Below are 22,350 nucleotides of genomic sequence, written 5' to 3'. Positions count from 1 at the left end.
AAGAGTTAGCCGCGACCTCTTGCGCGAAAAACGGAAAACCGGTTGATTTGAGGACAGTTTTCCTGAGTTGCGACGGGCTGGACCTTCCATGGTCAGACAGGCCAAAGCGCAGAGGATACTCACTCACGACCAGATCTGGGTCGCGCTGGATCGGCTGGCGGCGCGCGCCGGTCTGTCGCCGTCCGGCCTTGCCAAGCGCGCCGGGCTCGATCCCACCACCTTCAACAGGTCCAAGCGCGTCACCTCCGACGGCCGCGAACGCTGGCCCTCGACCGAATCGATCGCGAAGGCGCTGGCCGCCGCCGACGCCTCGATCGAGAGCTTTGCGAAGCTGATCGACGACGACGCGGGCGAGGCCCGCTCGGTCCCGCTGCTCGGCTTCGGGCTGGCCGGCGCGAGCGGGGCCTTCGACGAGTCCGGTCTGCCTTCCGGCAAGGGCTGGACCGAAACAGCGCTTCCCGCCACCGGGGACAGCCGCACTTTTGCGCTGGAGATTTCCGGCGATGCGTTCGCACCTGTCTATCGCGACGGCGACATCGTCCTGGTGTCGCCGGGTGCGCCGATCCGCAAAGGCGATCGCGTGCTGGTGAGGAGCAAGGCGGGCGAGATGACGATCGCAACGCTGCGGCGCCGCACCGCCAAGGCACTGGAGCTGCAATCGCTCGATGCGTCGCAGGCCGTGCGCACGATGGCGGCGGGCGAGGTGGCGTGGATTGCGCGCATCGTGTGGACGAGCCAGTGACCGTGACCTTAACCGCCTCCTGACTCGCATTCCTGGGGGCCGCGCTTCGTCCCGATCGCCATTGCGACTCACCGGCCCTCTCGCATAGGTTGCGGCCGATACTACCGCTCCAGCTTTATCTTAGGGGAATACGATGAATCGCCGTCACGCATTGAAGGCCCTCGCGGGTCTCGCACTTTGTCCGCTCTGCAAGCCGGCCTTCGCCGCCGAAGGCGCGCATTGGAGTTACGAAGGCGCCGGCGGCCCGGCCAAATGGGGCGATCTTGATGCGGCCAACAAGGCCTGTGCGGTCGGCCTGCAGCAATCGCCGATCGACATCGAGGCGACGATCAAGTCGCAACTGCCGGTGCTGAAGCTGAACTGGGGCAAGAGCGCCGACACCATCGTCAACAACGGGCACACCATCCAGCTCAACTTCGCCGAGGGCAGCACCTTGATGCTCGGCGATGTCAAGTACAAGCTGCTGCAGGTGCACTTCCACCGGCCGAGCGAGCACATGATCGGCGGCAAGAACTTTCCGATGGAGGCGCATTTCGTCCACCGCAACGAGGCCGGCGGCCTCGCCGTGGTCGGCGTGCTGATGGCCGAGGGCCGGGCGAACCCGGCTTTCGGCAAGATCGTCAAGACCATGCCGGCGGCGGAAGGCCCGGCCGTGAAGGCCGATGCCGGCATCGATCCGCACGCCATGCTGCCCTCGAAGCTCAGCTATTTCCGCTATCCCGGCTCGCTGACGACGCCGCCCTGTTCGGAGGTGGTCGAATGGCTGCTGCTGACCACCCCGATCCAGGTCTCGGCCACGGACGTCGCGGCGTTCGCAAAGCTCTATCCGATGAACGCGCGCCCGGTACAGAAGGACAACAGGCGGTACGTGCTGAAATCGATCTGAGCGAGCGCTGAAGGTCCGTAGCCCGGATGGAGCGCAGCGCAATCCGGGACGACTGGAGCGCTCGTGAAGACCCCGGATTTCGCTGCGCTCCATCCGGGCTACACATTACCACGGTCCCGATGCGCTCCGCGCCAGCGCGCCGTCGATCATGTTGACGGCATTCTGCACGCCATACACCGCGACGAAGGAGCCGAAGCGCGGGCCCTTCTCCTGGCCGAGCAGCACCTGGTAGAGCATGTTGAACCAGTCCAGCGTGACGCCGGGCCGGCCATCCTTGCCCTTCTTGACCTGGTCGAGGAACGGCTCGCGGCGACCGATCTCGTAGACGACGTTCTGGATGTCCTCTGGCGTTGCGTCCGGCGCAAGCTGCGACAGCGCATCGCGCAGATCCTGTAGCGCCGCGCGCTCGGTGTCGGTGGGCACGCGGAACTGCTTCGTCGGCGCGACGAAGTCACGGTAATAGTTGATGGCGTAGCCGACCATGGCATCCAGCTTCGGATGCGTCTGCGGGCTCACGCCGGGACGGTAGCGGCCGATGAAGCCCCACAGCGTCTCGGCATTCTCCGCGTTCGACGAGGACACCAATGTCAGCAAGAGCTGGAAAGTGACGGGCATGTCGCCCTTCGGTGGCTTGCCGTTGTGGATGTGCCAGACCGGATTGCCGAGCTGCTGCTTGCCGTCCTGCTTGGGAAAGCCATCGATGAATTGCTGATAGTCATCGACCTGGCGCGGGATGACGTCGAAAAACAGCCGCTTCGCCGCCTTCGGCTCGCGGTACATGAACAGCGACAGCGATTCCGGCGAGGCGTAGCGCAGCCATTCGTCGATGGTGAGGCCGTTGCCCTTCGACTTCGAGATCTTCTGGCCCTTCTCGTCGAGGAAGAGCTCGTAGTTGAAGCCTTCGGGCGGCGTGCCTCCGAGCGCCCTGGCGATCGCGCCGGACAGCTTCACGGAATCGATCAGGTCCTTGCCGGCCATCTCGTAATCGACGCCGAGCGCGACCCAGCGCATCGCCCAGTCGGCCTTCCACTGGCACTTGACGTTGCCCCCGGTGACCGGCGTCTCGACTTCCTGGTTGGTATCGGGGTCGAGATAGGTCACCGTACCGGCCGCGACGTCGCGGCGGATCATCGGCACCTGCAGCACGATGCCCGTGGTCTTGCTGATCGGCAGGAACGGCGAATAGGTGGCGCGGCGATCGGGGCCGAGCGTCGGCAGGATGATCTCCATCACCTTGTCGTAGGCTTCGAGCATCCTGAGCAGCGTCGCGTCGAAGCGGCCGGACGTGTAATAGTCGGTCGAGCTCGCGAACTCGTAGTCGAAGCCGAAATGATCGAGGAAGGCGCGCAGCCGCGCATTGTTGTGGTGGCCGAACGAGGGGTATTCGTTGGAGAACGGATCTGGCACCTGCGTCAGCGGCTTGCCGATATGCGGGGCCAGCATCTCCTTGTTGGGGACGTTGTCGGGCACCTTGCGGAAGCCGTCCATGTCGTCGGAGAAGGCGAGCAGGCGCGTCTTGATCTTGTCCTCGGTCAGGACGCGGAAGGCATGGCGCACCATCGAGGTGCGGGCGACCTCGCCGAACGTGCCGATATGCGGCAGGCCCGACGGCCCGTAGCCGGTCTCGAACAGCACCTCGTCCTTCGGGCTCTTCTTCAGCCGCGCGACAACGGCCTTCGCCTGCTCGAACGGCCAGGCGTTGGATTGTTCGGCGAGCGCACGTAAGTCGCTCGGGCTCATGCTGGGATCGATAACGGACATCAAGAAGGGCCTCCGGGCCGCGGAAAATAGCGATTTTTGCGCGGAATGCAAAAGTTGGTGCGGCTGTTGCCGCTCTACTCCCTCGCCCCGTTCTTACGGGGAGAGGGTTGGGGTGAGGGGCTGCTTCCGCAATGATGGTGAGAATTGGACTCGCGGAGAGTCCCCCTCACCCGGAATTTGCTCTCGCAAATTCCGGCCTCTCCCCGCAGGCGGGGAGAGGCGAAGAAACTAGAACGGGCTCACCGAGAAATACCGCAGCCACAGATCGGTGTAGCGGCCTTTTTCCCAGACCCGGAACAGCGCCCAGTTCAGGGCCTGGCGCAGCACGTCGTTGCCTTTGCGGACGGCGATGCCGATGCCTTCGCCGAAGAAGCGGCTCTCGACGAAGGGGCCGCCGGAGAAGGCGCAGCAATCGCCGGAATCGGTGCCGTTGATCCAGAACGCCAGCGAGATGGCGTCGCCGAAGATGAAGTCGACCTCACCCTTGCGTAAGGCTGCGCGCATCGCATCGTCGTTGGGATAGGGGTGCAGCTCGGCGTCGGTGAACATGGCCTTCAGATAGGCCTCGTGCGCGGAGCCGGCGATGACGCCGACCTTCTTGCCCTCGAGAAATTCCGGGCGGATCTCCGGCATCACCGCGTCCTTGCGCGAGGCGAAGCGCGCCGGCACGCGGTAATAGGGATCGGTGAAGTCGACCCGGGCGCGCAGCTGCGGGCTCACCGCCATCGAGGCGATGATGGCATCGCCCCGGTTGGAGGTGAGCGCGTCCACCAGCGTCTCGAAGCGGCGCATCTGCACCGTGCAGGTGACCTTGATCTCCTCGCACAGGCTGCGGGCGAGATCGACGTTGAAGCCGGCCGGGTTGCCGTCGGCGCCGGTGTAGTTGAACGGCGGATAGTCGGTCTCGGTCAGGAAGCGGATCACGGTCAGGCGCGACAGGTCCGGCCGTTCGGGGCGACGCCTTGGGTCCCAGAAGCCGGGCACGGCCTGGGGGGCCGCAGTTTGAGGGGCGGATTGGGGCGCGACCTGCGGCGTGGCCTGGGGCGCCGCTGGAGGCTGCTTGGCGGGCGCCTGCGCGTTGACGGCCGGGGCGCATCCCAGCAGGCAGAGGCCGGCGGCCAGCGCCGTCAGCAAGCCACGGGCAGATTTGAACGATTTCGCCTGTTGCGATGGAGCCATCGGCCGGAAATGAACGAATTTCATTGGGATCGGAGGGCGTTATAGACCATCCCGCCGGGAACGCGAGCGCCGATTATGGGCTGGGCAAAGGTCCCTCCGCCGTCATGCCCGGGCTTGTCCCGGGCATCCACGTCCTTTCCTGACCCGCCCAGGAACGTGGATGGCCGGGACAAGCCCGGCCATGACGGTGTGGAAACGGTTCGGCCCGAACGCAGGCCTCAGAGATACTTCTTCAAATCCGCCGCCGCCTCTTCCGGCGTCCGCTTCAGGTTGAACGGCGAGACGAAACGGCCGTCGCGGTCCATCAGGTAGATCAGAGCGGTGTGGTCCATGGTGTAGTCGCCGTCCTTGGTCGGGACCTTCTTGGCGTAGACCCGGTAGGAGGTGATGACCTTGGCGGTCTCGGCGGGATCGCCGGACAGGCCTTCGAGGTGCGGATCGAAGCTCGACAGATAGTCCTTCATGGTCGCCGGCGTGTCGCGCTCGGGATCGACCGAGATGAAGACGGCATTGACCTTGTCGGCATCCTTGCCCAGCGCGCGCAGCACTTCCGAGATCTCGAACAGCGAGGTCGGGCAGACGTCGGGGCAATGGGTGTAGCCGAAGAAGATCAGGGTCGGCTTGCCCTTCAGGCTCTTGTCGGTGACGGTCTTGCCGTTCTGGTCGGTAAGCTGGAACGGGCCGCCGATCGCGGCCGGCTGGGCCACCTTGCTGACCCCGCCCATGGCCCAGAACATGATCAGGAGCCCGACAACGAGGCTTGCGGCGAAGGCGGTTGCGATCACCAGCGGACGGGTGGCGGAGCTCATGAGCGGAAAACTTCCTGTCGCGGATCAGAAGCAGGTGGCGAAACCGGCCCGGATCATTTCGAAGAACATCTGCGTGCCGTAGTGGAACCACAGCGCCAGCGCGCCGAGCACGAGCATTCCAAAGGTCGCCACGCCCACCCACAGCAGCACGGACGGCGTCCGGCCGGCAGTGGACGAATTGTCCTGTAACGGATGCGAGGGGTGCAGAGGTTGAGCCATGACAACGATCGGGGGGCGAAGGCCCCGGTTCCAAGCCTTCAGATAGGCTCTGGCCCGCCTGCGGGCAAGCGCTGCCGGCGGGCCGGAACGATCCGGTCAGGTCGAGAACGTCAGTCCGGGGAACGTCAGCGCAGCAGCTGGCCGCGGGCGGATTCGAGCTGATCGGCCTGGGGGAGCGGCCGGCGCGACGGCTTGATGGTCGAGGCCTGCGCGTCCAGGTAGCAGGGCTTGTACATGGCCTGGAGCTGCTTGCCCTTCAGGAACAGCATGTGCGGGGTGAGACCGCCGCGCTGGCTGATCCAGCGCTTCACCTGCGAGGGGTACATCGCATAGAGCATCTGGGTCGCCTCGGGATTGGTGACGGCGCGGCCATTGCTGCCGAAATCCCACGCAGCGTGGAAGCCGAGCGTCGCGCTTGAGGTCACGCAGATGCGGTCATGCGGGATGGCGCCGAGGACGATGGTACAGGCGGAGGCGCACAGGCCGTCGATGATGACGGTTTCGCCGGATTGACGCAGGTCCTGGTACTTGTCGACGTAGGTTCCAATCCGGCCACCGCGGTCATCCGCGATCCGAACCACCGCGTGAGAAGCCCCCATGCCAGCGATCAACAGAACCGCCGCAAGCAACCCCGTCAGAAACCTCATTGTCCCCCGCCCCAGTCGAATCTGCGTGTCCGGTGGTGATGCACGGCTAGCGTCCGTCGTAACCGAGGTTTTGTCTAGGCAGGCCGGCTCGATCAAAACAAATTCAAATCCAGTGTTGCGTCCGCGCTGCACTCGCTGGGTCTCTATCCCAAAGTGGAACAAGTTAAGGATGTCTTGCGTGCCACGGCCTTGATCTCAGTTACAACCGCTGGCTTCAATCCGGGCGAATACAGGGGAACCCATCGAGGTGGGAATAATAGTGGAGGGGGAAATACATGGCTGAGGAGACGGACGTCATCGTCGTCGGCGCCGGGCTGTCGGGCCTCGTCGCTGCGACCGAGATCGCGGACGCGGGCAAGCGCGTGATCGTGGTCGACCAGGAAGGCGAGCAGTCGATTGGCGGCCAGGCGTTCTGGTCGTTCGGCGGATTGTTCCTGGTCAATTCGCCGGAGCAGCGCCGGCTCGGCATCAAGGACTCCTACGATCTCGCCATGCAGGACTGGCTCGGCACCGCCGGCTTCGACCGCGACGAGGATTTCTGGCCGCGCCAATGGGCCGAAGCCTATGTCGCGTTCGCGGCCGGCGAGAAGCGCGCCTGGCTGCGCGCGATGGGCCATCGCATCTTCCCCGTGGTCGGTTGGGCCGAGCGCGGCGGTTACGATGCGATGGGGCACGGCAATTCGGTACCGCGCTTTCACGTCACCTGGGGCACCGGGCCTGGGATCGTCGAGCCGTTCGAGCGCCGCGCGCGCGAGGCGGTCAAGAGCGGCCGGCTAATCTTCAGGTTCCGCCACCGCGTCGATGCGCTCTCCATCACCAATGGCACGGTGGATGGCGTCGGCGGCGCCGTGCTCGCGCCTGACAATGTCGAGCGCGGCAAGAGCTCCTCCCGCAACGTGGTCGGCGAATTTGCGCTGAAGGCGCAGGCCGTGATCGTGGCGTCCGGCGGCATCGGCGGCAATCACGAGCTGGTACGCCAGAACTGGCCGGAGCGGCTCGGCACGCCGCCAAAGTTCATGATCTCCGGCGTGCCCGAACATGTCGACGGCCGCATGATCGGCATCACCGAGAAGACAGGCGCGCGCCTGATCAATCGCGACCGCATGTGGCATTATGTCGAGGGCATCCAGAACTGGAATCCCATTTGGCCGCGCCACGGCATCCGCATCCTGCCGGGCCCGTCCTCGATGTGGTTCGACGCCACAGGCACGCGGCTGCCGGCGCCGCTGTTCCCTGGCTCCGATACGCTCGGCCAGCTCAAATACATCATGTCATCAGGCTATGAATATTCCTGGTTCATCCTGACCCAGAGCATCATCAAGAAGGAGTTTGCGCTGTCGGGCTCGGAGCAGAACCCCGATTTGACCGGCAAGAGCTGGCGCATGACGATCAAGCGCGCCACCAACAAGGGTGCACCGGCGCCGGTGGAGGCGTTCAAAAGCCATGGTGTCGACTTCATCGTACGCGACAAGCTCGAGGATCTTGTCGCGGAGATGAACAAGCTTGCCGGCAGCGACCTCCTCAAGCTCGAGCACATCAAGCTGCAGATCGAGGCGCGCGACCGCGAGATCGCCAACCCCTACGTCAAGGACGCGCAGGTGATGAACATCCACAACGCGCGGCGCTACATCGGCGACAAGCTGATCCGCACCGCGTCCCCGCACAGGATCCTGGATCCCGCGCAGGGACCGCTGATCGCGGTCAAGCTCAACATCCTCACCCGCAAGACGCTGGGCGGCTTCGAGACCGATCTCGACTCGCGCGTGTTCGGCGCCGAGGGCAGCGTCATTCCCGGCCTCTACGCGGTCGGCGAAGCCGCCGGCTTCGGCGGCGGCGGTGTGCACGGCTATCGCTCGCTCGAAGGCACCTTCCTCGGCGGCTGCCTGTTCTCGGGCCGCAATGCCGGCCGTGCTGCGGCGAAAGCGGTGGGGTAGCTGATGCGGCGGTGGATGCTGCGCATCGGCGCGCTGGTCGCGGCATTGGCCGCCGCATCAGGAGCATCCGCCGAGACGATCGACGTCAACGGTGTGAAGCGCTCCTACACGGCGCAGCTTCCGGCGAAGACGCCGGCGCCGCTCGTGGTCGCGCTGCACGGCAAGACCCAGCGCGGCGCCGACATGGTGGCGCGGACGGCGTGGCCGCAGGTCGCCAAGCGTGAAGGTCTTGCCGTGGTGTTTCCCGACGGCCTCAACCATGCATGGGCCGATGCGCGGACAAAAGCGGGACCCGCACTGCGCGGGCCTCCGCCGGGCACCGACGACGTCGCCTTCATCGCAAAGCTCGTCGAGAAGCTGGTGGCGAACGGCACCGCCGACCCGAAGCGGGTTTATGTCACCGGAGTCTCCAATGGCGGCGCCATGGCGATGACGCTTCTCTGCGCCCGCGCCGACCTGTTCGCGGCCGGCGCGAGCGTGATCATGAACCTCACCGACGAGGCCGCCGTCACCTGCCATCCGTCGCGGCCGCTGCCGATGCTGCTCATGAACGGCACGGCCGATCCGCTGGTGCCCTACGCCGGCGGACGCGGATCGAGCTATTTTGCCGCAGACGGATTCTGGTCGACCGAGGAGACGCTGGCCTTCTGGCGCAAGCTCAACGGCTGCGAGACCGACGATGCGGCACGGTCCGATCTGCCCGACAGCAACGCTGCGGACCAGTCCACGGTGACGCGGATCTCATCGCGCTGCCCTGGAGGCCACGACGTCGTGCTCTATCGCGTCAACCATGGCGGCCATCGCATGCCCGGATTTGCGCCGGATGCCCGCTTCCCAAAGGTCGCTGCCAGCCTGCTCGGGCCGCAGAACGGCGACATCGACGGCGCCGAGACGATCTGGGCTTTTTTCAGTCGGTTTCCTTGAAGCGCCAAGCGCCGCTCTGGCGCATGCGCCGCAGGCAACGCATGCGTGCGGGGCAACACATGCGTGCCCTGCAACGCAATGCGTGCCAGGGGTGGCAGAGCGCGAGGTGCTGGGCTAGACAGGGCCGCCATTCCAGTGAGGAGATCCGTAAATGAGCATTCAGCGTTTCGAAACCGGTCCGCGCATGAGCCAGGTCGTCGTGCACGGCAACACCGTCTATCTCGCCGGCGTCGTCGCCAACAAGGCGGCCGGCGAAAGCGTGACGAAGCAGACCCAGGACATCCTGGCCACCATCGACGGCCATCTCGCCAAGGCCGGCACCGACAAGTCGAAGCTGCTCTCCGCCACGATCTACATCACCGACATGAAGACCTTCGGCGAGATGAACGCGGTGTGGGACGCCTGGGTCTCGCCCGGCAACACCCCGGCGCGCGCCACCGTCGAAGCCAAGCTGGCTGCGCCGCAATACACCGTCGAGATCATGGTGGTTGCCGCGAAGTAATCTTCGCAAACTACAGGCATACGAAGAGAGCGCGATGACGACGTCATCGCGCTCTCTTTTTTGCGCGACTTTGTTCTCTTTGCGCATGATCTGATCGGAAAACCGCTCCACACTTTTCCGGATCATGCGCATGACCTGCGAGGTAATCGATTGGCGCTCCCGAACCTTCGATAGTGACGGCAGCCGAATACGGCGCCATCGAAGGAGAGCATCATGACCGACCCCACCACCGTCGCCCGCCGCTACATCGAGCTCTGGAACGAGCGCTCGGCCGGCCGCCGCCGCGAGCTGCTCGGCGAGAACTGGACGAATGATGCGAGCTATGTCGATCCCCTGATGAAGGGCGATGGCCGCGACGGCATCGAGGCGCTGATCGCGGGCGTGCAGCAGCGCTTTCCCGATTTCAAATTCACTCTGATCGGCGAGCCCAACGGTTATGGCGACCACATCCGCTTTTCCTGGGGCCTCGGTCCCGACGGCGCCGACAGTCCGATCAAGGGCACTGATTTCGCCGTGCTGAAGGACGGCCGGATCAGAAGCGTGACCGGATTTCTCGATCAGGTGCCGGCCGGGGCGTGAGACCGCGGCCCGTCGCGGAGCGATCTCGCCTGTGGCCATCCTTCGAGACGCCCGCCTTTGGCGGGCCCTCAGGATGAGGATTGTGTGCGTTGCGCTAGTTCCAACGAGCACTGATGCTGCTTAGCCTCATCCTGAGGAGGCGCGAAGCGCCGTCTCGAAGGACGAGGCGCGTGCTCAGGTCGCGCCGTTGAGCGACCACCCTCCCCGTGCAGCGGGGAGGGCACACCCCTCGACGAAGCCACTCTCGCGGCTTACCTGTCATGGCGTGACGCGCCGTATCCTCAAAAGTCAGGCCGAGACGCCTTCGCTGCTGCCCAACCGCTTCAAGGCGTGGTTCGCGGCCCGCGGCTGGTCGCCGCGCGCGCATCAATTGGCACTGCTGGAGAAGGCGCGCGAGGACCGCTCGGCCCTGTTGATTGCGCCAACCGGCGCGGGCAAGACGCTGGCGGGATTTCTGCCGACGCTGGTGGAGCTTTCGACCCAGGCGGTCGAGCGGGACGCAGGCGCGAAGCAAAGCCTCGTCTCCACCGGCCGCGGCCTGCAACGGACCGGCGGCCTGCACACGCTCTACATCTCGCCGCTCAAGGCGCTGGCCGTCGACATCGCGCGCAACCTCGAGCGGCCGATCGCGGAGATGGGCCTGCCGATCAAGGTCGAGACCCGCACCGGCGATACGCCGGTATCGCGGCGCCAGCGGCAGCGGCGCTATCCGCCTGATGTGCTGCTGACGACGCCCGAGCAGCTCGCGCTGCTGCTGTCCTCCGACGATGCGCCGTTCCTGTTCTCCTCCCTCAAGCGCATCGTGCTCGACGAATTGCATGCGCTGGTGACGTCCAAGCGCGGCGACCTGCTCTCGCTCGGCCTCGCGCGGCTGTGGCGGCTGGCGCCGCAGATGCGCGCGATCGGCTTGTCGGCGACGGTGGCCGAGCCGGAGCAGCTCGCGCGCTTCCTGGTGCCGCAGCCCGATGGCCGGGAGCGAGCAGCCGACATCGTCGTCGCCGGCGGTGCGGCGCCGCCTGAAGTCGAGATGCTCGACACGCGCGAACGCCTGCCCTGGGCCGGCCACAGCGCGCGCCACGCGCTCCCCGAGATCTACGAGCTGATCAAGGCGAACAAGACCACGCTGGTCTTCGTCAACACCCGCAGCCAGGCCGAGATGCTGTTCCAGAATCTCTGGGCCATGAACGACGACGGCCTTGCGATTGCGCTGCATCACGGCTCGCTCGACGTTGCCCAGCGCCGCAAGGTCGAGGACGCGATGTCGGCCGGCCGGCTGCGCGGCGTGGTCTGCACGTCGTCACTCGATCTCGGCGTCGATTGGGGCGACGTCGATCTCGTCGTCAACATCGGTGCGCCCAAGGGCTCCTCGCGCCTGATGCAGCGCATCGGCCGCGCCAACCATCGCCTCGACGAGGCCTCGCGCGCGGTGCTGGTGCCGGCCAATCGTTTCGAGGTGCTGGAGTGCCGCGTCGCGATCGACGCCATTGCCGAGAATGCACAGGACACGCCGCCGCTGCGCACCGGCGCGCTCGACGTTCTGGCGCAGCATGTGCTGGGCCGCGCCTGCGGCGAGCCGTTCCTCTCTAATGAACTCTATGCCGAGGTGCGCACTGCTGCGCCTTACGCCGATTTGTCGCGGCAGGATTTCGACGATGTCGTCGATTTCGTCGCCTCCGGCGGCTACGCGCTGAAGACCTATGAGCGCTTCGCGCGCATCAAGCAGGACAAGGAAGGACGCTGGCGCGTCGCCAATCCCAAGGTGCGGCAAAGCTACCGCATGAATGTCGGCACCATCGTCGAGGACGACATGCTCAAGGTTCGCCTGGTGCGCTCGCGCGGCGGCGGCCATGGCAAAGCAGGCGGCTCGACCGGCGTGATCGCACGCGGCGGCCGGCTGCTCGGCGAGATCGAGGAAGCCTTCATCGAGGGCCTCTCGCCCGGCGATACCTTCGTGTTCTCAGGCGAGGTGGTGCGCTACGAGACCCTGGTCGAGGACCAGGTCTATGTCTCGCGCGCGCATGACAAGGACCCGAAAGTGCCGTCCTATATGGGCGGCAAGTTTCCGCTCTCGACCTATCTCGCCGAACGCGTGCGCCGTCTGCTCGACGACGGCCGCGCCTGGGGCGGCTTGCCGGAGCAGGTGCGCGACTGGCTGTCGTTGCAGAAGGATGTCAGCAGCGTGCCGGCGGTGCGCGAGCTCCTGGTCGAAAGCTTTCCGCGCGCCAACAAGCACTACATCGTCTGCTATCCCTTCGAGGGACGTCTCGCGCATCAGACCCTCGGCATGCTGCTGACGCGCCGGCTGGAGCGCGCCCGCGCGCGCCCGCTCGGCTTCGTCGCCAATGAATATGCGGTGGCGATCTGGGGGCTCGGCGATCTCTCCTCCATGATCCGCGACGGCCGGATCGATCTCAACGCGCTGTTCGACCCCGACATGCTCGGCGACGATCTCGAGGCCTGGCTCGCCGAATCCGCGCTGATGAAGCGCACGTTCCGCAACTGCGCCATCATCTCCGGCCTGATCACGCGCCGGCATACCGGCGAAGAGAAGAGCCGCCGCCAGGTGCTGTTCTCGACCGATCTCGTCTACGACGTGTTGCGCAAGCACCAGGCCGATCACGTCCTCCTGCGCGCCGCGCGCGCCGATGCCGCTACCGGCCTGCTCGACCTGCGTCGCCTCAGCGACATGCTGGTACGTATCCAGGGCCGCATCACGCACCGGGAACTCGACCGTGTCTCCCCGCTGGCCGTGCCCGTAATGCTGGAAATCGGCCGCGAGTCAGTCTATGGCGAAGCTGCAGACGAGCTCTTGGCGGAAGCCGCCGACGAGCTCGTCAAAGAGGCGATGGGATAGCAGCAGGTTCTTGACGTGACGACAGGCGCGCAGGTTTCGGGGGATGTCGACGACATGCGCGTGTCGACAGTTGCCATCAGCGATGTGACCTTCGCCGCCGATCTCTCCGGCGCACTGTTCTGGGAAGAGCAGCGCCTGCTCGTCGTCTCCGACCTGCATCTGGAAAAAGGCTCCAGCTTCGCCACCCGCGGCGTGCTGCTGCCGCCTTACGACACGCTGGCGACGCTGAGCCGCCTGGCTGCAGTCATCTCCCGCCATGATCCGCGTACCGTGATTGCACTCGGCGACAGCTTTCACGATCGCTTCGCACATGAGCGGTTGTCGCCGGACGATCGCGATGCCGTCGCCGCGCTCCAGACCGGTCGCGACTGGATCTGGATCTCCGGCAACCACGATCCGATGCTGCCGCGCGATCTCGGCGGCACAGTCGCGGACGAGGTTGCGATCGGTCCGATCACCTTCCGTCACGAGCCGACCGGCGCGCGCGGCGAGGTCGCCGGCCATCTCCATCCCAAGGCGCGGGTCTCGGCGCGCGGCCGGTTCCTGGAGCGCCGCTGCTTCGCCTCCGACGGGATGCGCGCGGTGATGCCGGCGTTCGGCGCCTATGCCGGCGGCCTCAGCATCCGCGATGCCGCCTTCGCGAAGATCTTTCCGGCCCGGGGCTTTGTGGCGCATCTGCTCGGCGACCGCCGCGTCCACGCCATTGCGGCCTCGCGCTGCTCCTGAAATTTCGGCGCGTCCAGAACAAATTAAGAACACTTTAGCAAGTCTTTGATATATCATTGTGATTCGGCGCGTTGCCGACACAATATCTAGCGTCTGTCAGACTTTGCGAGGACTAGATGTCCACCATCGCCTTCGATCAATTTGCCCTCACCCGGATCGCCGATTTCGCGCGCTCGCTGTCGCGGCTGCATCAGGCGGCGCGGCGCCAGCGGATCGACGACGACCAGTTCGACCGCGAGTTCAACGCGGTGTGCCAGTCGATCTGGGGCTACACCATCGACGACGTCAGCGACGAACTGTTCTCGACCGAGGATCATCTTTTCCTGGACACGCTGGACGAAGCGCAGGCGCGTATCTTCGCGGCGGAGCAGGGCTACGACCTCGTCGGCGATCAGGGCATGCTGACGGACTGGTGGGGTTTCTGCTGGATGATTTTGGCGGAGAAGCGCGGATTGCTGACGGCGGAAAATCGCGCTGCCGCGCGCGCGGCGATCGAGGAGAAATATCTGGCGGCGCCGAACGTGATCGGGGTGATCATCGGGAGGTGACGGCGCGCTCGCCGTCATTCCGGGGCATCGCGCAGCGATGAACCCGGAATCTCGAGATTCTCAGGTGCGCAATTGCGCACCATAGTTCGATGCTGTCGCATCGTCCCGGAATGACAATCCTTGCTACTACTCCAACCCAGCCCGCTTCGCCGGTTTCTGCGTCGCCGTCTTCGGCACCGTCACATTGGGCAGCGTCTCGCGCACGATCTCCGCGGCGGGCGCATCCGCCGACACCGTCTCGGCGCGCACCGGGGCCACCTTCATCTCGCCGAGGCGGGCGCGGACCTGGGCGGTGAGGCCGGGGTAGGAGGCAACGGGCGTGAAGTCGGCAGCCTGGTCGTTGCCGACGCGAATGCCGGTATAGGCGACGAGGCCGTCGGTGGTGGCAATGACGTCGCCGGCTTTCAGCGAGGAGTCCAGCGCGAGATCGACCGGGGCAAGGCCGACCGGCTCGCGGCCGTTGCAGGTGCAGTCCGAACGCAGCGCCTTGCGATAGGCGAAGGCGTTCTCGCTGTCGGCATAGCGCTCGCCGGTCTGCGACGCCGCACCGTCGATCGAGGAGCCGAAATAGACCTTGGTCGCGCTGGCGGGACAGAACGCCTGACACATCTGCGCCGGCGAGGCGAGGCCGCGCATCAGCGGGAAATATTTGCCGTCGCAGCTACGCACGCAGAAGGCAGGTCCTGAGCCTCCGGCGGCCGCCGAGCGGGTTGGCGGCACATATGGCTGGGTTGCGGCATTTTGCTGGCCGGTGAAGGGATCGGCGTAGGAGCTCGCCTGCTGCGGCACCTCGCGCTGCGGCCGCTGCTGTTGCATGCCGCCGAAGAAGAAGTCGAACAGGCCTTCGGCCGAAACCGGGGCGGGAGCCGCAAGCAGCGGTGCTGCAAGCGCGGCGGCTACAAGCATCGCGCGACGCCGCCGGCGCGCATGGGACAGGACTGTACGCAACGCTCACTCCACCCGACGCTACTGAACCGGCCGGGATCCCCAAGGGAACTCAGCACATGATTCACCATAACGTGGGATGGTAAATGAGCGGTTGAGGAGGGAGCCGGTCTCGTGCCCCGGACGCTGCGCAGCGCTCCTTCAGCGGTGCGCTGCAGAGCCGGGGCCCATGCGGATCGGAAAACAAGACTGGGTCCCGGTTCAGCGGCGCATCGCCGGGGGCGCTGCGCCGCGCCCGGGACACGGGAGCGAGAATCGCTACCCCTTCAAGAATTCCGAGGCCTTGTACAGCGAGCGGAACGGCAGGCCGGCCGCGCCGAACGTGTCGGTGGCGCCTTCCTCGCGATCGACCATGGTCAGCACCAGCACCACTTCGGCGCCGGTCTCGCGCACGGATTCCACCGCCTTCATCGCCGAGCCCCCCGTCGTGGTGACGTCCTCGACGATCACGACGCGCTTGCCGGCCAGCGTCTCGCCCTTGGGCAGGCCTTCGATCGCGAGCTTGGCGCCGTGCTCCTTCGGCTTCTTGCGCACGAAGAACGCCGCGATCGGATGGCCCTTGATCCATGAGATCTGCGCCAGCGCGCCGGCGAGCGGCACCGCGCCCATCTCGAGCCCGCCGATGAAATCGAGATTGTCGTCCTTCAGCGTCTCATAGGTCAGTTCGGCGAGCAGCGTCGCCCCCTCGGGGTCGAGCATGGTCGGCTTGAGGTTGAAGTAGAAATCGCTCTTGCGGCCCGACGCGAGCGTCACCTCGCCGCGGCCGAAGGAGCGCCGGCGGATGATTTCGAACAGGCGGGCGCGGGAGGCAGATTTCGACACAGCGGTCCCTCGAACAACGTTTTTAAAGAAGGCGGAATTTATCCGTGACAGCAGCGACATTCCAGAGGGGGCGTCCCTCGTCAACAGGGATCGGCCATCCCCGGCCGCCGGTTGTGGGGGCGCGACCTTCTGGAGTAGGTGAGAGCCCGGATCGGGCCGACGCCTCCTCCGGGAGGAAACGGGCATGGGAAGGAAGCGAAAATGACCATCGAGCTGCACACCTGGAACACGCCGAACGGCCGCAAGATCTCGGTCGCGCTGGAGGAGATGGGGCTGCCCTACAAGGTGGTCCCGGTGAACATCACCAAGGGCGAGCAGATGGCCGAGGGGTTCCTGAAGCTCTCCCCGAACAACAAGATCCCGGCAATCGTCGACCCCGACGGCCCGGACGGCAAGCCCGTCAGCATCTTCGAATCCGGCGCGATCCTGCTCTATCTCGGTGAAAAGACCGGCAAATTCCTGCCGAAATCGCTGGGCGCGCGCGTCCCGGTCTACGAATGGCTGATGTGGCAGATGGGCGGCTTCGGCCCGATGCCCGGCCAGGTGCACCATTTCATCGCGCTCGAAAACGAGCAGGACCGTGCCTACGGCCTGAAGCGTTACATGGCCGAGACGCGCCGGCTCTACGGCGTGTTGGACCGCCGCCTCGCCGACCACGACTTCGTCGCCGGCGACCTCTCGATTGCCGATTTTGCGATCCTGGGCTGGGCCTGGCGCCATCCTCGCCACAAGGTTGATCTGGCCGATTTTCCCAACGTCAAGCGCTGGTACGAGGCCCTGATGGCCCGCCCGGCGGTGAAGCGGGGAATGGAGGCGAAGCTGGATTGATGGGAAGCTCTTACCCTCCCCTGGAGGGGGAGGGTCGATCGCGCGCAACGCGAGCGGGGTGGGGTGATCTCTCAACGCGGGCAGTGTTCGGCGGGGAGGGACTTTCACCCCACCCCGTCTCACATTTCGCTGCGCTCAATGCGAGCCGACCCTCCCCCTCGAGGGGAGGGTGAAGAAATATCTCACACCTTCTTCGCTTCCACCGCCATCCGCACGGCAAGCCCGGCCAGCACCGTGCCCATCAGCCAGCGCTGCACCAGCATCCAGCTCGGCCGGTTCGCCAGGAACAGCGCGATCGATCCGGCGGCCAGCGCGATCATCGCGTTCACGCTGACGCTGATCGCGATCTGGATCGCGCCCAGCACGACTGACTGCGTCAGCACGCTGCCGGCGGCGGGATCGATGAACTGCGGCAGCAGCGCCAGATACAGCATCGCGATCTTCGGATTGAGCAGATTGGTGACGAAGCCCATCGCGAACAATTTGCGCGGGCTATCGATCGCGAGCTGCTTTACCTGGAATGGCGAGCGTCCGCCCGGCTTCACCGCCTGCCAGGCGAGCCACAGCAGATAGCCGGCGCCGGCAAAGCGCAACGCGTCATAGGCAAAGGGAACAGCGAGCAGCAGCGCGGTGATGCCGAACGCCGCACACAGCATGTAGAACACGAAGCCGAGCGCCACGCCGCCGAGCGAGACGATGCCGGCAGCCGGTCCTTGCGTGATCGAGCGCGAGATCAAATAGATCATGTTCGGCCCCGGCGTCAGCACGAGACCGAGGCAGACGAGGGCAAAGCCGAGCAGGGCGGATGTGTGGGGCATGGGTGAACCGGGGTGGAAGACGGTACGGTTCTAATATGCAAGGCCGCACTGGGCCATCGTGCAATTGCTCGGAGGACAATTCGGTCCCCGCAGACCACTTCAGTGTCGTCCCCGCGAACGCGGGGGACCCATACCCCCAGGGAGAAGTTTGACACGGCATGGTCATGGGCAATCTTCGCCCCACGCGATCCTGTGGCCATGGGTCCCTGCGTTCGCAGGCTGAGTATGTGGCGCGCTAATGCGCCTCGTCCCAATTATTTGCAGCACGCGCATCGACATGCAGCGGCACCGAGAGGTTCACGGCCGGGAACGGCGCGTCCTGCATCACGTGCTGCACGACCGGCAGCGTCGCCTCGACTTCGGCGTCCGGCACCTCGAAGATCAACTCGTCATGCACCTGGAGCAGCATCTGCGCCGAGAGTTTCTTTGCCGCGAGCGCGTCCTCCACCCGCGTCATGGCGCGGCGGATGATGTCGGCGGCGGTGCCTTGCAGCCGCGCGTTGATCGCGGCGCGCTCGTTGAAGGCGCGCACCGAGGCGTTGGAGGCCTTGATGTCGGGATAGTGCATCTTGCGGCCGAACAGCGTGGTGACGTAGCCGTGGCTGCGACAGAAATCGCGCGTCTCGTCCATGTAGGCGCGGATGCCGGGGAAACGCTCGAAATATTTCTTGATGTAGGCTGAGGCTTCCTCGCGGGCGATGCCGAGCTGATTGGCGAGCCCGAACGCGGAGATGCCGTAGATGATGCCAAAATTGATTGCTTTCGCGCGGCGGCGGATCTCGCTCGGCATGCCCTTGATCGGCACGCCGAACATCTCCGACGCCGTCATGGCGTGAATGTCGAGGCCGTCGCGGAACGCCTGCTTCAGCACGGGAATGTCGGCGATCTCCGCCAGCAGACGCAGCTCGATCTGCGAATAATCGGCGGAGACGAGCTTGTGCCCGGGCGTTGCGATGAAGGCGCGGCGGATCTTGCGGCCGTCCTCGGTACGAACAGGGATGTTCTGCAGGTTCGGCTCGTTCGACGACAGCCGCCCCGTCGTGGTCGCGGCCAGCGCGTAGGTCGTGTGCACGCGATGGGTCTGCGGGTTGACGTAAGTCGGCAGCGCGTCAGTGTAGGTCGATTTCAGCTTCGAGACCTGGCGCCACTCCAGAATCTTCTTCGGGAGATCGTGGCCCTGCTCGGCGAGATCGTCGAGGACCTGCGCGGTGGTCGACCATGCGCCGGTCTTGGTCTTGGTGCCGCCGGACAGTCCCATCTTGCCGAACAGGATGTCGCCGATCTGCTTGGGGCTGCCGACGTTGACCGGCTCGCCCGCGATCTCCTGGATCTCGGCCTCGACCCGCGCCGCGGTCTGGGCGAAGTCGCCGGAGAGACGCGACAGCACCTGGCGGTCGATCGAGATGCCGCGCCGCTCCATTCGCGCGAGCACGGAGACCAGCGGCCGCTCCAGCGTCTCGTAGACCGTCGTCATGTGCTCGGCGACGAGGCGCGGCTTCAGCACGCGCCAGACCCGCAAGGCGACGTCGGCGACTTCGGCCGACAGCGCCGCGGCCTTGTCGATCGGCACCTGGTCGAAGGTGATCTTGCCCTTGCCGCTGCCGAGCAATTCGCTCTCCTTCAGCATGGCATGGCCAAACCAGCGCTCGGCGAGCGAGTCGAGTTCATTCGAACCTCGTCCGGCATCGAGCACGTAGGAGATCAGCTTGGCATCGTCGATGTTGCGCAAGGTGATGCCGTGCTGCGCCAGCATCACGGCGGCGAATTTCACGTCGAAGCCGATCTTGAGAATGCCCGGTGATTCCAGCACCGGCCGCAGTGCTTCAATCGCATCCTCATGCTTGACCTGGTCCGGAGCGAGGCCGGCGTCGAACAGGCCGGCGCCGCCGCCGGACTGCTTGTGCGCCAGCGGCACATAGCAGGCCTCGTTCGGCGCCAGCGCCAGTGCGATGCCGCAGAAATCGGCCTGCATCGGATCGATGGAGTTGGCCTTGAGCTCGATCGCGACATGACCGGCGTCGTGAATGCGCGCGATGAAGCCGTTGAGCTCCTTGAGCGTCTTGATCGCCTGATACTTGGCTCGGTCGACCGGAAGCTTGCGCAAGGCCTCCTCGCGCGCGGTGGCCAGCGAGATCGGCGCGCCTTTCAGGCTGGCGCCCTTGTCGCCCTTGTCACCGCCCGTTGCGGTGGCCGCAGGAGCGGTGAAGAGATCGCCCGAGGCCTCGGATGATCTTGCTTTCGCCGCATCGCCGCCAGCCCTGGCGCCGCTGCTGTTGCTCGCATCGGCATCGACATTGGCCGGATCGATCTGCGAATAATCGGCAACGCGGCGCGTCAGCGTCGTGAACTCCATCGCCTTCAGGAAGGCGATCAGCTTGCGCGCGTCGGGCTCGTGGACCGCGAGGTCGTCGAGCGGCACGTCCAGCTTCACATTGTCGTCGAGCAACACGAGTTGTCGCGAGATCCGCGCCTTCTCCGCGTTCTCGATGAGCGCCTCCCGCCGCTTCGGCTGCTTGATCTCGGTGGCGCGGAACAGCAATTGCTCGAGATCGCCATATTCGACGATCAGCTGCGCCGCCGTCTTGATGCCGATGCCGGGCACGCCGGGCACGTTGTCGGTGGAATCGCCGGCGAGGGCCTGCACTTCGACGACCTTCTCCGGCGGCACGCCGAACTTCTCGATCACCTCGGGGACGCCGATGCGGCGGTCCTTCATGGTGTCGTACATCATGACTTTGTCGTTCACGAGCTGCATCAGATCCTTGTCGGAGGACACGATGGTCGTGGTGGCGCCGCGTTCGCTGGCCTGCCGCGCATAGGTCGCGATCAAATCGTCGGCCTCGAAGCCGCCCTGTTCCAGGCAGGGCAGGTCGAACGCGCGCACGGCTTCGCGGATCAGCGCGAATTGCGGAATGAGATCGTCAGGCGCCGGCGGGCGGTGCGCCTTGTATTCGGGGTAGATCTTGTTGCGGAAGGTGACTTCCGACTTGTCGAACACGATGGCGAGGTGGGTCGGCCGGTTGTCGGCGGGCATGTCGCGGAGCAGCTTCCACAGCATGTTGCAGAAACCGAGCACGGCATTGACCTGCAGACCGTCGGACTTGCGGTTGAGCGGTGGCAGCGCGTGATAGGCGCGGAAGATGTAGCCGGAACCGTCGACCAGGAAGATGTGGTCGCCCTTGCCCGCCGCCTTCGCCGCGACCGGTTTGGCAGCAGCTGGCGCTGCGGGCTTTGTCTCGGCGGCGGCCTTGGTGTCAGCTTTGGCGGAGGTCTTTGGGGAGCTTTTGGGCATGGCCGCAATGTATGAATTTTTGCGGGCTTTGACAGCCTTGGAAGGGTGATTTTTGGCTTGCGGATGCCGCTATCCCCCGCTGTCATTCGCCACATACCCCACTGTCATTCCCCGCGAAAGCGGGGAATCCAGTACGCCGCGGCCTATCGATCAACAACGATCGTCTCTGGAATACCGGGTCGCCCGGTCGAGCCGGGCGACGACACCGAGAATGGCGCTACTCCGCCGCCTGCAACACCGGCCCCGCCTTCTTCGGCGCAATCCAGAACGCCTCTGGCCGCTCGAACAGGAAATTGCCGCCGAGCCGGAGCGCCACCCGCCAGATCGCGAGCGCGCCGAGCACGCCGGCGACGGTGACGATCAGCGACACCGTCCCGATATCAGGAATGATGCCGGTGCGCAGCAGCAGCGTGCGGGTCGCCGCCATCGGCAGGAAGAAGGCGAGATAGATCACGATCGAATGCTCGCCGCAGAAGCGCAAAAAGTTCATCCACTGGGCGCGTGCGAGCAGCGTGCCCATCGTGATGATCGCGCAGGCGCCGGCAAAGCCGAGCACGAGCGAGACGAGCTTCCATTCGCTGGCCCCCAGCACGACGAGGCCGGCATTGACCAGCGCCCAGGTCGCGAGCGCTGCGAGCGCAAGCGCCGGGTGTTTCCGCGCACGGTCCGACAGCGCGAACACGTAAGGCGCGAACAGATAGCCTGAATAGAAATAGACGAAGCGCGCGCAGAACTCGTCGATGACGGTCCAGCCGGTCGAGATGCGGGCCGTCTCCAGCGCGGCGGCGACGAGCCAGACCGCGAGCGGCGGCATCTTGCGTGTCAGTTTTGTGACGACGAAGAAGATCGGCAGGAGATAGATGAACCACAGCGTGCCGAACGGTTCGATGAAGGATTCCAGATACAGGAAGCCAACATGGTGCCAGCCCGTCTCAGCCGCGAAAGCCGGCGCCTTGAAGGCGAACTGGATCGTCACCCAGACGACATAAAAATAGGCGAAATGCACGACCTTGCGGTCGAGATAGGTCCGCCAGTCCCGGTCGATCACCAGCGGTAGGAACAGGCCGGAGATCAGGAAGAAATCCGGCATCCGGAACGGCTTTGCGAAGGCCACGGCAACATGCATGAAACCGGTCTCGCCGGCGGCGAGCTCGACCCCCAGCGCCGAATGCATCATCACGACCATGATGATGCAGATGCCCTTGGCGTAGTCGACCCAGTCGACACGCGCGGCGGAAGAGGCCTCGGTGCCTCCGCTCCCTGCGATTGTGCCTGATGGTGCCATGGTGTCCCTTTTCGAGGCGTGTTCCGGCCGTCCTGTTCGGGTGTGGGGCA

At 65.4% G+C, this 22,350-nt stretch carries 20 protein-coding genes; 10 read left to right on the top strand and 10 right to left on the bottom strand.

Translation table 11 applies throughout. From position 1 onward, the window contains the following. Positions 1-88 precede the first annotated feature (88 nt). Positions 89-742 (top strand): S24 family peptidase, encoded by a 654-nt coding sequence (locus UNPF46_RS08485; RefSeq protein ID WP_142249680.1) that lies wholly within the window; start codon positions 89-91, stop codon positions 740-742. A gap of 133 nt (positions 743-875) precedes the next feature. Then, on the top strand, positions 876-1,628 hold the full coding sequence (locus UNPF46_RS08480) for a carbonic anhydrase (protein ID WP_142249679.1): 753 nt from the start codon (positions 876-878) through the stop codon (positions 1,626-1,628). 105 nt (positions 1,629-1,733) lie between these two features. Here UNPF46_RS08480 and UNPF46_RS08475 read toward each other — a convergent pair whose 3' ends face one another. The 5 genes from UNPF46_RS08475 to UNPF46_RS08450 all read right to left on the bottom strand — a co-directional run bounded on the left by UNPF46_RS08475 (position 1,734) and on the right by UNPF46_RS08450 (position 6,243). Further along, positions 1,734-3,389, bottom strand: a complete 1,656-nt coding sequence (locus UNPF46_RS08475; RefSeq protein WP_142249716.1) for a lysine--tRNA ligase — start codon at positions 3,387-3,389, stop codon at positions 1,734-1,736. Between the two features lie 228 nt (positions 3,390-3,617). Continuing rightward, positions 3,618-4,568, bottom strand: a complete 951-nt coding sequence (locus tag UNPF46_RS08465; protein WP_142249715.1) for an ABC transporter substrate-binding protein — start codon at positions 4,566-4,568, stop codon at positions 3,618-3,620. A 218-nt stretch (positions 4,569-4,786) separates the two neighbouring features. After that, a complete protein-coding gene (locus tag UNPF46_RS08460; protein WP_100174908.1) occupies positions 4,787-5,377 on the bottom strand; it encodes an SCO family protein in 591 nt (196 codons plus the stop codon). Positions 5,378-5,401: 24 nt separating this feature from the next. Beyond that, positions 5,402-5,596 carry a hypothetical protein gene (locus tag UNPF46_RS08455; protein ID WP_142249678.1) on the bottom strand — a complete coding sequence of 65 codons (195 nt, stop codon included), beginning with the start codon at positions 5,594-5,596 and terminating at the stop codon, positions 5,402-5,404. A 125-nt stretch (positions 5,597-5,721) separates the two neighbouring features. Continuing rightward, positions 5,722-6,243 carry a hypothetical protein gene (locus UNPF46_RS08450; protein WP_174718706.1) on the bottom strand — a complete coding sequence of 174 codons (522 nt, stop codon included), beginning with the start codon at positions 6,241-6,243 and terminating at the stop codon, positions 5,722-5,724. A gap of 275 nt (positions 6,244-6,518) precedes the next feature. Between UNPF46_RS08450 and UNPF46_RS08445 the strand changes: the two genes are divergently transcribed. The 7 genes from UNPF46_RS08445 (at position 6,519) to UNPF46_RS08415 (ending at position 14,310) form a co-directional block, all read left to right on the top strand. Then, entirely contained in the window at positions 6,519-8,177 is a 1,659-nt protein-coding gene (locus UNPF46_RS08445; RefSeq protein ID WP_142249677.1) for an FAD-binding dehydrogenase, read from the top strand. Positions 8,178-8,180: 3 nt separating this feature from the next. Continuing rightward, positions 8,181-9,101 carry an extracellular catalytic domain type 1 short-chain-length polyhydroxyalkanoate depolymerase gene (locus tag UNPF46_RS08440; protein WP_142249676.1) on the top strand — a complete coding sequence of 307 codons (921 nt, stop codon included), beginning with the start codon at positions 8,181-8,183 and terminating at the stop codon, positions 9,099-9,101. Between the two features lie 151 nt (positions 9,102-9,252). Next, complete coding sequence (locus UNPF46_RS08435; RefSeq protein WP_063199776.1) at positions 9,253-9,603, top strand: RidA family protein; 351 nt, start codon at positions 9,253-9,255, stop codon at positions 9,601-9,603. 213 nt (positions 9,604-9,816) lie between these two features. Next, positions 9,817-10,182, top strand: coding sequence for a nuclear transport factor 2 family protein (locus UNPF46_RS08430; RefSeq protein WP_142249675.1), 366 nt, complete (start codon positions 9,817-9,819; stop codon positions 10,180-10,182). Between the two features lie 265 nt (positions 10,183-10,447). Next, positions 10,448-13,036 (top strand): ligase-associated DNA damage response DEXH box helicase, encoded by a 2,589-nt coding sequence (locus UNPF46_RS08425; protein ID WP_142249674.1) that lies wholly within the window; start codon positions 10,448-10,450, stop codon positions 13,034-13,036. A 54-nt stretch (positions 13,037-13,090) separates the two neighbouring features. After that, positions 13,091-13,762, top strand: coding sequence for a ligase-associated DNA damage response endonuclease PdeM (pdeM, locus tag UNPF46_RS08420; RefSeq protein ID WP_174718707.1), 672 nt, complete (start codon positions 13,091-13,093; stop codon positions 13,760-13,762). Between the two features lie 116 nt (positions 13,763-13,878). Then, a complete protein-coding gene (locus UNPF46_RS08415) occupies positions 13,879-14,310 on the top strand; it encodes a hypothetical protein (protein WP_100174916.1) in 432 nt (143 codons plus the stop codon). A 126-nt stretch (positions 14,311-14,436) separates the two neighbouring features. On the opposite strand, the gene UNPF46_RS08410 is transcribed toward UNPF46_RS08415, so the two are convergent. Both UNPF46_RS08410 and pyrE read right to left on the bottom strand, forming a co-directional pair. Then, positions 14,437-15,216 (bottom strand): DUF2865 domain-containing protein, encoded by a 780-nt coding sequence (locus UNPF46_RS08410; protein WP_181769844.1) that lies wholly within the window; start codon positions 15,214-15,216, stop codon positions 14,437-14,439. A gap of 297 nt (positions 15,217-15,513) precedes the next feature. Beyond that, the gene (pyrE, locus tag UNPF46_RS08405; RefSeq protein ID WP_100174917.1) at positions 15,514-16,077 is read right to left on the bottom strand and encodes an orotate phosphoribosyltransferase; all 564 of its coding nucleotides are present in this window, start codon (positions 16,075-16,077) and stop codon (positions 15,514-15,516) included. A 201-nt stretch (positions 16,078-16,278) separates the two neighbouring features. On the opposite strand from pyrE, the gene UNPF46_RS08400 reads away from it, so the two are divergent. After that, positions 16,279-16,905: a glutathione S-transferase family protein gene (locus UNPF46_RS08400; protein ID WP_142249673.1), complete on the top strand. Its 627-nt coding sequence runs from the start codon at positions 16,279-16,281 to the stop codon at positions 16,903-16,905. Positions 16,906-17,087: 182 nt separating this feature from the next. Here the strand turns inward: UNPF46_RS08400 and UNPF46_RS08395 are convergent, their stop codons facing one another. The 3 genes from UNPF46_RS08395 to UNPF46_RS08385 form a co-directional block, all read right to left on the bottom strand. Beyond that, positions 17,088-17,723 (bottom strand): LysE family translocator, encoded by a 636-nt coding sequence (locus UNPF46_RS08395; RefSeq protein WP_100174919.1) that lies wholly within the window; start codon positions 17,721-17,723, stop codon positions 17,088-17,090. A gap of 235 nt (positions 17,724-17,958) precedes the next feature. Next, the gene (gene polA / locus UNPF46_RS08390) at positions 17,959-21,015 is read right to left on the bottom strand and encodes a DNA polymerase I (RefSeq protein ID WP_142249672.1); all 3,057 of its coding nucleotides are present in this window, start codon (positions 21,013-21,015) and stop codon (positions 17,959-17,961) included. 217 nt (positions 21,016-21,232) lie between these two features. Next, positions 21,233-22,300: an acyltransferase family protein gene (locus UNPF46_RS08385; protein WP_142249671.1), complete on the bottom strand. Its 1,068-nt coding sequence runs from the start codon at positions 22,298-22,300 to the stop codon at positions 21,233-21,235. Positions 22,301-22,350 lie beyond the last annotated feature (50 nt).

It is taken from the genome of Bradyrhizobium sp. UNPF46 (genome assembly GCF_006658625.1).
In the GTDB taxonomy this organism is placed as follows: domain Bacteria; phylum Pseudomonadota; class Alphaproteobacteria; order Rhizobiales; family Xanthobacteraceae; genus Bradyrhizobium; species Bradyrhizobium nitroreducens.
Note: the sequence above shows the minus strand (reverse complement) of the source record. Positions and strands in the feature narration are given on the sequence as shown.

Excerpts from the sequence above, each read along its gene's own strand:
- UNPF46_RS08485 (WP_142249680.1), top strand. The coding sequence starts at position 89 with ATGGTCAGACAGGCCAAAGCGCAGAGGATACTCACTCACGACCAGATC.
- UNPF46_RS08480 (WP_142249679.1), top strand. The coding sequence starts at position 876 with ATGAATCGCCGTCACGCATTGAAGGCCCTCGCGGGTCTCGCACTTTGT.
- UNPF46_RS08475 (WP_142249716.1), bottom strand. The coding sequence starts at position 3,389 with ATGTCCGTTATCGATCCCAGCATGAGCCCGAGCGACTTACGTGCGCTC.
- UNPF46_RS08465 (WP_142249715.1), bottom strand. The coding sequence starts at position 4,568 with ATGGCTCCATCGCAACAGGCGAAATCGTTCAAATCTGCCCGTGGCTTG.
- UNPF46_RS08460 (WP_100174908.1), bottom strand. The coding sequence starts at position 5,377 with ATGAGCTCCGCCACCCGTCCGCTGGTGATCGCAACCGCCTTCGCCGCA.
- UNPF46_RS08455 (WP_142249678.1), bottom strand. The coding sequence starts at position 5,596 with ATGGCTCAACCTCTGCACCCCTCGCATCCGTTACAGGACAATTCGTCC.
- UNPF46_RS08450 (WP_174718706.1), bottom strand. The coding sequence starts at position 6,243 with ATGAGGTTTCTGACGGGGTTGCTTGCGGCGGTTCTGTTGATCGCTGGC.
- UNPF46_RS08445 (WP_142249677.1), top strand. The coding sequence starts at position 6,519 with ATGGCTGAGGAGACGGACGTCATCGTCGTCGGCGCCGGGCTGTCGGGC.
- UNPF46_RS08440 (WP_142249676.1), top strand. The coding sequence starts at position 8,181 with ATGCGGCGGTGGATGCTGCGCATCGGCGCGCTGGTCGCGGCATTGGCC.
- UNPF46_RS08435 (WP_063199776.1), top strand. The coding sequence starts at position 9,253 with ATGAGCATTCAGCGTTTCGAAACCGGTCCGCGCATGAGCCAGGTCGTC.
- UNPF46_RS08430 (WP_142249675.1), top strand. The coding sequence starts at position 9,817 with ATGACCGACCCCACCACCGTCGCCCGCCGCTACATCGAGCTCTGGAAC.
- pdeM (WP_174718707.1), top strand. The coding sequence starts at position 13,091 with ATGCGCGTGTCGACAGTTGCCATCAGCGATGTGACCTTCGCCGCCGAT.
- UNPF46_RS08415 (WP_100174916.1), top strand. The coding sequence starts at position 13,879 with ATGTCCACCATCGCCTTCGATCAATTTGCCCTCACCCGGATCGCCGAT.
- UNPF46_RS08410 (WP_181769844.1), bottom strand. The coding sequence starts at position 15,216 with ATGCTTGTAGCCGCCGCGCTTGCAGCACCGCTGCTTGCGGCTCCCGCC.
- UNPF46_RS08400 (WP_142249673.1), top strand. The coding sequence starts at position 16,279 with ATGACCATCGAGCTGCACACCTGGAACACGCCGAACGGCCGCAAGATC.
- UNPF46_RS08395 (WP_100174919.1), bottom strand. The coding sequence starts at position 17,723 with ATGCCCCACACATCCGCCCTGCTCGGCTTTGCCCTCGTCTGCCTCGGT.
- polA (WP_142249672.1), bottom strand. The coding sequence starts at position 21,015 with ATGCCCAAAAGCTCCCCAAAGACCTCCGCCAAAGCTGACACCAAGGCC.
- UNPF46_RS08385 (WP_142249671.1), bottom strand. The coding sequence starts at position 22,300 with ATGGCACCATCAGGCACAATCGCAGGGAGCGGAGGCACCGAGGCCTCT.